This is a genomic window from Devosia sp. (assembly GCF_024707125.1).
Classification (GTDB): domain Bacteria; phylum Pseudomonadota; class Alphaproteobacteria; order Rhizobiales; family Devosiaceae; genus Devosia.
In genome coordinates, this window is sequence record NZ_JANQAH010000011.1 from 988,996 (window position 1) to 1,000,560 (window position 11,565).

Below are 11,565 nucleotides of genomic sequence, written 5' to 3' on the forward strand. Positions count from 1 at the left end.
TGGCTCACATTGCCACCCCTTGCCCCATACCCTATTGGAGGCCGGTCCCTTTCTTGCCAAAATGGCATTTTACGGACACGCAGCGTCTTCTCCGGGAAATTCATGGCTCCTCAGCTTTACCTCATCACGCCCGCCGATCCGGACCTTGCGCAGTTTCCGCGCCAGCTGATGGGCGTCCTGACCGGGCCTGAAGTCGCCGCCCTCCTCGTGCGCCGCGGCGCGCTCGCTGATGCCGCCTATGCAGAGCTGGCCGAGCAACTGGTGCAGATCGGCCAGGCGGCCGGCGCCGCGGTGCTGGTCGAGGACGATGTTGCCCTGGCCCAGTCGATCGGCGCCGATGGCGTGCATGTCACGTCAGGCGGCGCCAAGGCCATTCGCGCTGCCACCGAAGCCCTGAAGCCCGACGGCATTGTCGGGGCCGGCAATGTGCGGTCCCGCCACGATGCCATGAGCTTTGGCGAACTCGATGTCGACTATGTGATGTTTGGCCCGCTCGGCGGCGCCGTCGATCCGCAGGCGGCAGAACTCGCGCAATGGTGGGCCGAGACGTTTGAAGTGCCGGCCGTCCATTCCAATCCGGCCGCCGCGCCTGATGCCGCCGACGAGACCGGCGCCGAGTTTCTCGCACTCTCCGATTGTGTCTGGGCAAAGGGCGACCCGGCGGCTTCGCTGGCGGCCTTTGCTACAGCGCAGCAGGCCAAAGCATGAACTGGCGCGCGCCGCTGCTGGCGCTCACCCTCGCCGCCCTGCCCGCTGCGGCCCTGGCCCAGGCCGAGGTACCGCCCCAGGGGCAGACCCAGTCGCAGGCGCAGACCGACGAAGCCCAATCCATTTCCAACGCCATTTTCGGCTCGGCTGATCCAGCCGACTACGCCTTTGGCGCCTTCCAGCGCGGCTATTTTCTGACCGCGCTCGAGCTCGCTCTGCCCCGCGCCGAACAGGGCGATGCCGCGGCCCAGACCCTGATCGCCGAAATCTATTCAAAGGGCCTCGGGGTCGCCCAGAATGCCGAGCGCGCTGCCGGCTGGTATCAGCTTGCCGCCAAGAACGGCGACAGGCTGGCGATCTTTGAGCTGGGCATGCTCTATCAGGACGGCTCGGGCGTGACGGAGGATCGCAGCCGCGCGGCCGAACTGTTCCGCGAGGCTGCCGACAAGGGCTATGCACCCGCCAAATACAACCTGGCTTTGCTCCACGTAGAAGGCATCTATGCCGATCCGAGCCTGACCACGGCCGCTGCGCTGATGAAGGAAGCGGCCGATGCCGATCTGCCCGAAGCCCAGTATGACTATGGCTCGATGCTCATCGAAGGCGCCGGTGTCGCCCCGGACGCGGTCGAAGGCGCCCGCTATATCGGCCTTGCCGCCGAGCAGGACCTGATCGCCGCCCAGATCGACTATGCGACCCTGCTCTATCTGGGCCAGGGCATAGAACGCGATATCGAAGCGGCCGCCCGCTGGTATGAGGAGGCCGCCCAGGGCGGCAATCCCGTAGCGCAGAACCGCCTGGCAAAACTCGTGGCGGTTGGCGAAGGTACGGCGCTCGACCTCGAAACGGCGGCGATGTGGCGGGCGCTGGCGCGGCGCCAGGGCCTTTCCGACCCCTCGCTCGACCGGTTACTGGTCTCCATCCCCGCTGACGCCTTGGCGCGGGCCGAAGAACGCGCCCGCTTCTGGCCCTCGACCCCGCCCAGCATCGAGACCATCGCCGAGATTCCGACGACGCCGAAGGTCTATGGCCCGCCCCTGCCGGCGCCGACCGACATGGAAAATGCCCCGAGCCGTGTGGTGCTGCCCAATGGCGTGACCAATGCCAAACCACCCGCTCCGGCGCCCGTTACCCCCGCCCCGGAGACGGAACCGACTGAGCCGGCCACCACCGAACCGGCGCAAGACCCTTGAACCCAGCCAAGTTCTGAGGCAAGAAGCCCGCCAAACTTTCAATTGAAGCGGCAGGGCACCGGCCCCACTTGCGCCGCGTCGGGACAAAATCCCGGCGGCGCTGCATGAACCGCTTAAGCCAAGCGAGCAAACAATGGCGCGTTCCGCCCTTCTCACCGTCATGGTCAACGCCGCCATCAAGGCCGGCAAGTCCCTGTCGCGCGATTTCAACGAAGTCGAAAACCTGCAGGTGTCCCGCAAGGGCCCGGCCGATTTCGTGTCGAAGGCCGACCTTCGCGCCGAGCAGATCGTCTTTGACGAATTGCGCAAGGCCCGCCCGACTTACGCTTTCCTCATGGAAGAGGGCGGCGAAGTCGCCGGCACCGACGGCCAGCACACCTGGATCGTCGACCCGCTCGACGGCACCACCAATTTCCTCCACTCCATTCCGCTCTTTGCCGTGGCCATCGCGCTGCAGCGCGGCGACGATATCGTCGCCTCGGTCATCTACAATCCGGTGATGGACGAACTCTACACCGCCGAAAAGGGCGGCGGCGCCTGGCTCGCCGACCGCAAGCGCCTGCGCGTCGCCGAACGCCGCCATCTGTCCGACGCCGTGGTTGCCACCGGCATCAAGACCCAGGGCACCTCCAATGACGGCCTGCAGCTTCGCCAGCTGAGCCATATCAATCCTGCCGTTGCCGGCATTCGCCGCTCGGGCTCGATCGCCGTCGACATGGCCTGGCTCGCCTCCGGCCGCTTCGATGCGCTCTGGGAAGCTGGTTTGAAGCCCTGGGACGTGGCCCCGGGCCTGCTGATGGTCAAGGAAGCCGGCGGCCTCGTCACCGACTATGCCGGCCAGCCCGGTTCGGTCTGGAACGGCCAGATCGTCGCCGGCAACGAGACCCTGCACGGGGCCCTCTTCAAGCAGCTTCGTTCGGTTCAGTAACCTTCTGGTCGAGCACCAAGAGCTCGTCGAAGAAGTTCATATCCTCGAAGACACAAAAGGCCGGCGCCCGCAATTCGAGCACCGGGGCCCGCGCCCTGATGTCTTCGGTGACCTCGTCAAGCATCATCGCCCAGGCCGGCAGCCGCTCGTCCGCGATCCAGCGGATCGGATAGGCAAAGGTGATGTGGAACTGGTAGCGCTCGTGATCGGGATGGCGGTAGCCGAAGAGATCGGCAAACCGGTTCCGCCATTCGGCCATCGCCTTGCGGTCGGTTTCCCTCGCCCCTTCGACGATCAGCCCCGTTGGCACGGCCTGCACCAGTTCCACGGCAAAATCGGGTCCTTCGGCAAAGCCTTCGAGACGCTGCAACAATAGCGCGGTGACATCCGGCACCGGAGTATCGAGCGGCAGGTTTTCCGGCCAATAGGGCGCGGCACGACGACGGCCCAGCACACCCTGGAAGAGCGTCATATGGAGGCTCTGCGGCGCGGTGAATGCCAGGTTTTGGGCATCGGCCATGCCCAGATAACGCTGCCGCGCATCGAGAAGGGCCTCTTCGGTCGCGGTCTCGGGCTGGAGGTGACAAACCACCGTATTGCCCGGATCGGAGAGGAATGTGCCGGCCTCGTCATAGCGGGTGCCGAGATGGCTTGGCGCATCCGCATTGCTGGAAAGACCGAAGTGAAGGGCGAGCTTTTCGGGGCTGATGGACAAGGCGGGGCTCCGGCGGGCTGAATTGCCCCCGGCTTAGCGGGCCAAGACGAACCCGGCATGACAGCCCAGCGTCAGAAACGTTAACCTTTTCCATTGTCACGCCATTCTGCCGCCTCTACTCTTCGCGCAGTTGATTTGCTGTGCGCGGGGCAAAGGTCAGGCACGATGACGCAAGGTTACGATCCCTATCACCTCGCCAGTCCCACCGTTTACCTCGTCAAGATCGTCATTTTTTCTGGTGCTGATCGCCCTCGTGGCGGCGATCCTGTTCACCAATATCGTGACCTTTTTCTGGGCCAACCCGTTCATCAACTCGATGATCTTCTTCGCCCTCTTCATCGGCATCTTCCTCAGTTTCCGGCAGCTGTTCCGCCTCTTTCCCGAGGTGAAATGGGTCAACTCGCTCCAGGACGGCAATTCGGCCCAGGTACGCCCGCCGGTACTATTGGCCCCCGTCGCCGGTCTTCTGCGCGAACGCATTGGCGAGGCGGTCATTACGCCCACCTCCATGCGTTCCATTCTCGATTCGGTGGGCAATCGCCTCGATGAAGCCAAGGACACCTCGCGCTACCTGACGGGCCTTCTGGTCTTCCTCGGCCTCATGGGGACCTTTTACGGCCTTTTGGAAACCGTGGGGTCAGTTGCCGGCGTCATCAACGCGCTCGACGTGACCTCGGCTGACAGCGCCTCGCTCTTTACCAATCTCAAGGAAGGCCTCGCCGCCCCGCTCGCCGGCATGGGCACCGCCTTTTCGTCCTCGCTCTTCGGCCTCGCCGGTTCGCTGATCCTGGGTTTTCTCGACCTGCAGACGAGCCAGGCGCAGAACGCCTTCTATACCGATCTCGAAGACTGGATGACCTCCATGACCGAGCTCGATCATCCGGTCAGCGCCATGCAGGCCAATGCCGGCGGCCCGGACATGCAGGCCATGATCGACAGCATCGGCGCCAGCATGCAGAGCCAGAATTCCTCGCAGAACGCCATCCGCGCCATGGCCGAACTGGCGCGCGGCATCGATGGGCTGGTCAAGCATATCCGTACCGAACAGGAAGACCTGCGCGCCTATATTACCGAACAGGGCGAGACCAATAGAAAGCTGCGCGACCTCATCGAGGCCATGCTCAACGAGACCGACAATTCCGAGCGCCGGGACTAGGCCATGGCATCGAGCCGCTCACGCCGCAGGGTAGAGGCCAATTACTGGCCGGGCTTCGTCGATGCCCTCTCAAGCCTGCTGCTCGTCATCATCTTCCTCCTGAGCCTCTTCATGCTCACCCAGTTCTTTCTGGGGCAGGAAATCCAGGGGCGGGACACGGCACTGTCGCGGCTCAATAGCCAGATCGCCGAACTGACCGAGCTGCTGCAACTCGAGCGCGCCAATTCCGACGATCTCACCGCACAATTGGCGACGCTGACGGCAACGCTGGCGACCGCTGACGCGCAGAACCAGAGCCTGACCAGCCAACTCTCGGGCATCGGTGCCGGGCTTGGCGATCGCGACGACACCATTGCGGGCCTGCAGGAAGACCTGCTGAACTCCGAAAAGCTCTCCGACGAGGCCAATGCGCAGGTGGCGCTGCTCAACCAGCAGCTCGCGGCCCTCCGCACCCAGATCGCCGCATTGGAATCGGCGCTCGAAGCCTCGGAAACCCGCGATACGGAATCGCGCACCCAGATCGCCGATCTCGGCCGTCGCCTCAACCTGGCTCTGGCCCAACGCGTACAGGACCTGTCGCGCTACCGCTCCGACTTCTTCGGCCGCCTGCGCGAAATCCTCGAAGGCCGCGCCGATGTCCGCATCGTGGGGGACCGCTTCGTCTTCCAATCCGAAGTGCTGTTCGACCCCGGTCAGGCCGATATTGCCACCGAAGGCACACCACAACTCGACGCCCTGGCCGACGCCATCCTGCAGCTCGAAACGGAAATCCCGCCCGATATCAATTGGGTGCTGCGTATCGATGGCCACACGGATAGCCGCCCGATTTCCAACGCCCGCTTCCCATCCAACTGGGAGCTGTCTGCGGCGCGCGCCATTTCGGTGGCGCAATATCTCGTCAGCAAGGGCGTGGCCCCAGCCCGTCTCGTCGCGGCAGGGTTCGGCGAATTTGCCCCGCTCGATCCAGGCGATACGGAAGAAGCGTTCCGGCGCAATCGACGGATCGAGTTTAAGCTGACTGAAGGGTGATTGGCGACGGCGCCCGCGCCGTCAAATCGCTCCAGTGGAGCGATTTGAGCCAATCACGGGTCGAGCCTTGCGAGACCCCGGATCAGCTTCGGCGGACGCAGAGAGATTCCCGCTTTCGCAGGAATGACATCGTGTGTCGGGAGCCTCTCTAGTGCGAAACATCCCCGCGGAACTGCAACTTGGCCAGTTCCGCGTATCGTCCGCCCTTGGCCACCAGCTCCTGATGCGTGCCCTGGTCGATGATCCGTCCCGCTTCGAGTACGAGGATCTTGTTGGCATCGCGGATGGTGGCGAGGCGATGGGCGATGACAAGGGTCGTCCGTCCCTGCATCAGGTGTTCGAGCGCCAGCTGCACCAGCCGCTCGCTCTGCGCGTCAAGCGCTGAAGTCGCCTCGTCGAGCAGCAGGATCGGTGCGTTCTTGAGAATGGCCCGGGCAATGGCGAGGCGCTGTTTCTGGCCGCCCGAGAGCATGACGCCGCGTTCGCCCACAATGGTGTCGTAACCTGCGGGCAGATCGACCACGAAGTCATGTACCAGCGCCGCACGCGCCGCTGCTTCCACTTCTGCATCGGTTGCGCCGGGCTTGCCGAAGCGGATGTTTTCAGCGATCGAGCCGGCAAAGATCGTCGGCTCCTGCTCGACATAGGCAAAGCGCTGGCGCAGATCGGCCAGACGCGCATGGCGAATATCGACGCCATCGACACGGATGGTGCCGCCAGTGACGTCATAAAAGCGCTGCAGCAGCGACAGCGTCGTCGACTTGCCCGAGCCCGAGGGACCGACAAGCGCCACGGTCTCGCCCTTGGCAACGGAAAAACTCACATCGTCGAGCACGCGGCCGGGCTGGCCGGGATCATAGCTGAAGGCAACGTGATCGAAGGCCACTGTTCCGAGTGAAGGAACGGGCAGGTCCACCGGATTTTCCGGATCTTCGATCGACGCTTCGGTCGAAAGAATTTCCGTCAACCGCTCGGTCGAGCCGGCGACCGTCTGCAGGGCACCAAGAACTTCCGAGACATTGGTCAGGGCGCCGGAGGCCATGAGGGCGTAGACCATGAACTGGGCCAGCTGCCCGGCGGTCACCGAGCCCTCAAAAACGGCTCGGGCGCCCCACCAGACGAGGCCCACCAACGCACAGGTGCCGAGGAAAATGACCAGCGAGACAAGAACGGACCGGGCACCGAGACGGCGAACTTCTGCGCGGTAGCTTTCCTCGCTGCGCCCCTCATAAATGCCGGCCTGCACCTGTTCCTGGGTAAAGGCCTTGACGGTGCGAGTGGCGCCCAGCATTTCGGTTGCCATGGCGGACAGGTCGGCCAGTGCGTCCTGGGTCTTGTGGGACATGCCGCGCAGGCGGCGAGAATAGCCCACCACCGGGATGAGGATCGCGGGCGCCGCGACGACGACCACCAGGGTCAGGACCGGGCTGGTCAACACCATCATGATCAGCGCGCCGATGATCGTGACCATCGAACGCAGGAAGAGCGAAAAACTCGAGCCCACGGCGCCGCGAATGATGGCCGTATCCGCATTGAGGCGGCTGGTCAGCTCGCCAACGCGATTGGAGTCGAAGTAGCGCTGGTCGAGTGTCAGAAGATGGGAAAAGGCCGCCTTGCGCAGGTCGGCGACGACGCGTTCGCCAATGACCGATATGAAATAAAACCGGGCGCCGCTCGCCACCGCCATGACCGCCGCAATGACGATGATGATGAGGCCATATTGGCTCACCTTGTCGAGGTTCTGCGCGACAAAACCCTGATCGACGACACCGCCCAGCATGGCGGGGATGGCGAGCGAGGTGATGGCCGAGGTGAGAAGAAACAGGACCGTGAGGGTCAATCGCACCGGATAGGCGAGCACAAAGGGCAGCAGCTGGCGCAGGGGCGAGAGCCGCTTCGTCTGGAGCTTGGCGGCGGAGATCACCTTTTCGGTGGTGTTTTCCGCCGGGGCGGCTTGATCGGTCATATTGGGGGCCGCATTCCGATTGCGCAAAGCCGCCTCTAGACGGCCGGTTGGATATAGGCTCCCCTCTTAGCGGGAGCAACAGCCGGGAAACGGGTAAAATTGCCGCTCCCCCGCCCTTGCCTATTGGGGTTCCATTATGTAAGAAGCCGCCAACAACAAGTTTCCAGCTCTCCGGGCGCCACGGCGCCCGTTTGATTTGAGGCGAAGACCATGAAGGCCGATATTCATCCCGACTACCACACCATCAACGTCGTCATGACCGATGGCACCAGCTATGTCACCCGTTCCACCTATGGCAAGGAAGGCGACACGCTGCAGCTCGACATCGATCCCAAGACCCATCCCGCCTGGACCGGCGGCACGGGCCAGCTGATGGACCGCGGTGGCCGCGTCAGCCGCTTCAAGGAACGCTTCAAGGGCCTCGGCCTCTAAGAGTGCTTTCAGGAAAAGTGGGCACCACTTTTCCGGTTCGAAAGCGCGACCAGCTGGAACCCAAAGCGTTTCTGGCGACAGAATTCTGAAAAGCCCGGCCTCGCGCCGGGTTTTTTGTTGGTTGAGTGTTTTGCACATGTTTGTCCTCAACGTGACCTATCTGGCCCCGATCGAAGCGGTCGAGCCCCATATCGAGGCGCATATGAAGTGGGTGGCCGAGGGCTATGAGCGCGGCTGGTTCCTTGCCTCGGGCCGCAAGAACCCGCGCACGGGCGGCATCATCCTCGCCAAGGGCAATCGCGAAGAGATCGAGGCCTATCTGGCCCAGGACCCGTTCGTGACGAGCGGCGTCGCCAAATATGAGGTGACGGAAGCGCTGTTCAGCCGCACGGCGCCGGGATTGGAAGCCTTGGCGAACTAGCGCCACGCCACGCACAAAAAACGCGGCCCCAAGGAAGAGGCCGCGTTCTGATCTCGTCGGTCGAAAAGGTTCGGCCTAGATGTTGGTACCGATCGCCAAGAACTTCTCGCGGCGATGTTCGCGCGTTTCCAGGCGCGATTTTCCGGCGAACTCAGCCAAGAAGTCGGAAATGGCGACGCGGGTCGAATCCATCACCTGACCATGGTGGCGATGCGCGCCGCCGGTCGGTTCGGGAATGATGCCGTCGATCACCTTGAACGAGAGCAGGTCCTGCGCCGTGATCTTCTGGGCTGTTGCCATATCCTGCGCCTTGGCGGCGTCGCGGAAGAGGATCGAAGCGCCGGCTTCGGGCGAAATCACCGAATAGATGGCGTTTTCGAGCATCAGCACGCGATTGGCCGTGGCAATGGCGATAGCGCCGCCCGAACCACCTTCACCGATGATGATGGCGATGTTGGGCACGCCGAGCTCAAGGCCCTTTTCGGTCGAACGGGCAATGGCCTCCGCCTGGCCGCGCTCTTCCGCGCCAATGCCGGGATAGGCACCGGCCGTATCGACAAAGGAAATCACCGGAATGTTGAAGCGGTCAGCCATGTCCATGATGCGGACGGCCTTGCGATAGCCTTCGGGATTGGCCATGCCGAAATTGTGTTTCAGGCGCGTCTCGGTTGAATTGCCCTTTTCCTGGCCGAGAATGGCCACGGGCAACCCGTTGAAACGGCCGAAGCCGGCCTGCAGCGCTGCGTCCTCGCCGAATTTGCGGTCGCCGGCCAGCGGCGTCCATTCGGTGATCAGCGTCGACACATAATCGGAAAAATGCGGACGCTGCGGATGGCGCGCCACCTGGGTCTTCTGCCAGGGTGTGAGCTTTTTGTAGATTTCCACCAGCGCCTCGTCGGCGCGGGCAGACAGCCGGTTCACTTCCTCGTCGATGGACACGGCCTGATCGGTCGCGGCGAGGGATTTGAGTTCGGCGATCTTTGCTTCGAGATCGGCGACCGGCTTTTCAAAATCGAGATAAGACAGCATCCCACCCGCCAGTAAGGGTCGTTGTTATGGACCCGGATTGTTCTAGGCCACGGCTCTTGCGCCCTAAAGTGGCCGGAAAGTGGCGATGGTTCAATGCCGAGTCAAGTTTCGGAAAGGAAATGCATGGGATTTCCCCCCGTTCCCACAGGCTCGACCCTATCCACCGGCCAGCGGATGGTGCGTTTCCACCAGATTGCGCAATTTTTCATCCAGCACATGGGTATAAATCTGCGTAGTCGAAATATCGGCATGTCCGAGCAGCATCTGCACGACACGCAGGTCTGCGCCACCCGCGAGGAGGTGGCTCGCAAAGGCATGGCGCAAGACGTGCGGCGCGACGCGGGCCGAAGAAATCCCCGCCCGCCCGGCCAGCGCTTTCAAGTCCCGCGCAAAAACCTGCCGTGCCAGGTGACCACTTTCGCCCTTGGCCGGAAAGAGCCAGGTAGCATCCTTTGGGAGCATCTTGGCCCATGCCCGCACTGCATCGCGCGCCCTATCATTCATGGGAACGACTCGGTCCTTGTTGCCCTTGCCGACTACGGTGATGAAGCTGGATTCGCGCATAACCGCGGAACGCTTGAGCGCCACAAGCTCGGAAACGCGCAATCCGGTCGCGTAGAGCATTTCCAGAAGGCAATAGAGCCGCAAGGCTGCTTCCTGCCTTGCCGGAATTGCTTCCGCATTGGCCTCCTCTTCCGCCAGCTTCAGCAGCTTGTCGACCTCGGCCACCGACAGCACTTTTGGCAGTGGCCGCCGCGTCTTGGGGCTGGCGACAATCCGCGTTGGATCATCGCCCCGCATCCCGTCGGCACAAAGGAACTTATGAAATTGCCGAATGGCCGAGAGGTGCCGCGCGCTTGAAGAGGCCGAAAGCCCCTCCGCCTTGAGCCCATCGAGATAGGCGTTCACCGTCTCGCGCGGACAGTCGAGCAAGGTCTGCTTCTTGCCCGCAACAAAGCCGGCATAGCTTGTAAGATCACGCCGATAGGCGGCAATTGTATTGGCCGCGGCGCCCCGCTCGGCGCTCATCATTTCGAGGAAGGCCCCGACGAGGTGGCTCATTGGCCCGGTGTCGCGGCCGGCGTGCTGGTCACATTGGGCGTCGGCATGCCCACCGGTCGGGTCGGCGCCGTTTCACCCAAAAGCTCGCGCGTCGGGATATTGCGCACCACGTCCTTGGGATTGGGCTCGACGAAGGAGACGAGCGCAAACATCCCCGCATAGACGAGGCCAGCCAGGAACAGGATGGTGATCAGCAGGCGAAAGAGAGTCGGCATGAGCTTTCCGGCGTTTTCGCATCAAACTTTGCCACAGAAAGGTTTCCATCCGGTAGGCAAAATCGCGTTGCGCTTGACAGCTTTGGGCCGTATCGCTTCAACCGGCCTTAAGTTCGGAGGGCGCTTTCTTGAGCAAAACGGATAGTCCCGCGCGATCGGCGCGCGCCAAGGCCCTCATCGAGCGGCTGGGCGGCAGGCCGCTCATCCTCGTGGGCATGATGGGCGCGGGCAAGACCACGGTCGGCCGTCGCCTCGCCGCACGCCTGGGCCGGCGCTTTCTCGATAGCGACGAGGAAATCGAAAAAGCCGCGCAGATGACCATTCCGGAAATCTTTGCGCAGCGCGGCGAACCCGAATTCCGCGCCGGCGAGATGCGCGTCATTTCCCGGCTCCTGAAGGAAGACGATATCGTGCTGGCTACCGGCGGCGGCGCCTTCGTCAACCCCGAAACCCGCGCTCTGGTGAAATCGGGCGCCATCTCGGTCTGGCTCAAGGCCGATCTCGATGTGCTCTTCGAACGCGTCTCGCGCCGCTCCAATCGGCCGCTGCTCAAGACCGCCGATCCCAAGGGCACGCTCGAAAAGCTGATCGCGGACCGCTATCCCATCTATGCCGAGGCCGACATTACGGTTTTGAGCCGCGACGTGCCGCAGGACAGCGTGGCCGCCGACGTCATCTCCGCCCTTCTGCACCACCTGCGCTGAAAGTTTT

The 11,565-nt window shown here is 63.1% G+C and carries 12 protein-coding genes and 1 pseudogene; 8 read left to right on the plus strand and 5 right to left on the minus strand.

What is annotated here, in order from left to right; genetic code table 11:
- The first annotated feature begins 102 nt into the window (after positions 1 to 102).
- The 3 genes from NVV77_RS19580 to NVV77_RS19590 all read left to right on the plus strand — a co-directional run bounded on the left by NVV77_RS19580 (position 103) and on the right by NVV77_RS19590 (position 2,829).
- Positions 103 to 708, plus strand: coding sequence for a thiamine phosphate synthase (locus tag NVV77_RS19580; RefSeq protein ID WP_295415755.1), 606 nt, complete (start codon positions 103 to 105; stop codon positions 706 to 708).
- Positions 705 to 1,901, plus strand: coding sequence for a tetratricopeptide repeat protein (locus NVV77_RS19585; protein WP_295415758.1), 1,197 nt, complete (start codon positions 705 to 707; stop codon positions 1,899 to 1,901). The genes NVV77_RS19580 and NVV77_RS19585 overlap by 4 nt, the downstream gene beginning before the upstream one ends.
- Before the next feature lie 133 nt (positions 1,902 to 2,034).
- Positions 2,035 to 2,829: an inositol monophosphatase family protein gene (locus tag NVV77_RS19590; protein ID WP_295415760.1), complete on the plus strand. Its 795-nt coding sequence runs from the start codon at positions 2,035 to 2,037 to the stop codon at positions 2,827 to 2,829.
- On the opposite strand, the gene NVV77_RS19595 is transcribed toward NVV77_RS19590, so the two are convergent.
- Positions 2,804 to 3,544 carry a DUF1868 domain-containing protein gene (locus tag NVV77_RS19595; RefSeq protein ID WP_295415761.1) on the minus strand — a complete coding sequence of 247 codons (741 nt, stop codon included), beginning with the start codon at positions 3,542 to 3,544 and terminating at the stop codon, positions 2,804 to 2,806. The genes NVV77_RS19590 and NVV77_RS19595 overlap by 26 nt on opposite strands.
- A 238-nt stretch (positions 3,545 to 3,782) precedes the next feature.
- Here NVV77_RS19595 and NVV77_RS19600 point away from each other — a divergent pair, with 238 nt between their 5' ends.
- The gene (locus NVV77_RS19600) at positions 3,783 to 4,700 is read left to right on the plus strand and encodes a flagellar motor protein MotA (RefSeq protein ID WP_295415763.1); all 918 of its coding nucleotides are present in this window, start codon (positions 3,783 to 3,785) and stop codon (positions 4,698 to 4,700) included.
- Positions 4,701 to 4,703: 3 nt separating this feature from the next.
- Entirely contained in the window at positions 4,704 to 5,729 is a 1,026-nt protein-coding gene (locus NVV77_RS19605) for a peptidoglycan -binding protein (protein WP_295415765.1), read from the plus strand.
- Positions 5,730 to 5,877: 148 nt separating this feature from the next.
- Here the strand turns inward: NVV77_RS19605 and NVV77_RS19610 are convergent, their stop codons facing one another.
- Positions 5,878 to 7,695, minus strand: coding sequence for an ABC transporter transmembrane domain-containing protein (locus NVV77_RS19610; protein WP_295415768.1), 1,818 nt, complete (start codon positions 7,693 to 7,695; stop codon positions 5,878 to 5,880).
- A 210-nt stretch (positions 7,696 to 7,905) separates the two neighbouring features.
- Here NVV77_RS19610 and rpmE point away from each other — a divergent pair, with 210 nt between their 5' ends.
- Positions 7,906 to 8,127, plus strand: coding sequence for a 50S ribosomal protein L31 (gene rpmE / locus NVV77_RS19615; protein WP_035086754.1), 222 nt, complete (start codon positions 7,906 to 7,908; stop codon positions 8,125 to 8,127).
- A gap of 136 nt (positions 8,128 to 8,263) precedes the next feature.
- Complete coding sequence (locus tag NVV77_RS19620) at positions 8,264 to 8,548, plus strand: YciI family protein (RefSeq protein WP_295415770.1); 285 nt, start codon at positions 8,264 to 8,266, stop codon at positions 8,546 to 8,548.
- A gap of 75 nt (positions 8,549 to 8,623) precedes the next feature.
- Here NVV77_RS19620 and NVV77_RS19625 read toward each other — a convergent pair whose 3' ends face one another.
- The 3 genes and pseudogenes from NVV77_RS19625 to NVV77_RS19635 form a co-directional block, all read right to left on the minus strand.
- Positions 8,624 to 9,577, minus strand: coding sequence for an acetyl-CoA carboxylase carboxyltransferase subunit alpha (locus NVV77_RS19625; RefSeq protein ID WP_295415772.1), 954 nt, complete (start codon positions 9,575 to 9,577; stop codon positions 8,624 to 8,626).
- Between the two features lie 156 nt (positions 9,578 to 9,733).
- A complete protein-coding gene (locus NVV77_RS19630; RefSeq protein WP_295415774.1) occupies positions 9,734 to 10,639 on the minus strand; it encodes a site-specific tyrosine recombinase XerD in 906 nt (301 codons plus the stop codon).
- A gap of 107 nt (positions 10,640 to 10,746) precedes the next feature.
- Positions 10,747 to 10,854 (minus strand): annotated as a pseudogene (locus NVV77_RS19635) (histidine kinase); the annotation flags it as partial.
- A gap of 128 nt (positions 10,855 to 10,982) precedes the next feature.
- Here NVV77_RS19635 and NVV77_RS19640 point away from each other — a divergent pair.
- Positions 10,983 to 11,558: a shikimate kinase gene (locus tag NVV77_RS19640; RefSeq protein ID WP_295415776.1), complete on the plus strand. Its 576-nt coding sequence runs from the start codon at positions 10,983 to 10,985 to the stop codon at positions 11,556 to 11,558.
- Positions 11,559 to 11,565 lie beyond the last annotated feature (7 nt).

Coding starts and splice junctions, on each gene's coding strand:
- NVV77_RS19580 (WP_295415755.1), top strand. CDS start 103: ATGGCTCCTCAGCTTTACCTCATCACGCCCGCCGATCCGGACCTTGCG.
- NVV77_RS19585 (WP_295415758.1), top strand. CDS start 705: ATGAACTGGCGCGCGCCGCTGCTGGCGCTCACCCTCGCCGCCCTGCCC.
- NVV77_RS19590 (WP_295415760.1), top strand. CDS start 2,035: ATGGCGCGTTCCGCCCTTCTCACCGTCATGGTCAACGCCGCCATCAAG.
- NVV77_RS19605 (WP_295415765.1), top strand. CDS start 4,704: ATGGCATCGAGCCGCTCACGCCGCAGGGTAGAGGCCAATTACTGGCCG.
- NVV77_RS19610 (WP_295415768.1), bottom strand. CDS start 7,695: ATGACCGATCAAGCCGCCCCGGCGGAAAACACCACCGAAAAGGTGATC.
- rpmE (WP_035086754.1), top strand. CDS start 7,906: ATGAAGGCCGATATTCATCCCGACTACCACACCATCAACGTCGTCATG.
- NVV77_RS19620 (WP_295415770.1), top strand. CDS start 8,264: ATGTTTGTCCTCAACGTGACCTATCTGGCCCCGATCGAAGCGGTCGAG.
- NVV77_RS19625 (WP_295415772.1), bottom strand. CDS start 9,577: ATGCTGTCTTATCTCGATTTTGAAAAGCCGGTCGCCGATCTCGAAGCA.
- NVV77_RS19630 (WP_295415774.1), bottom strand. CDS start 10,639: ATGAGCCACCTCGTCGGGGCCTTCCTCGAAATGATGAGCGCCGAGCGG.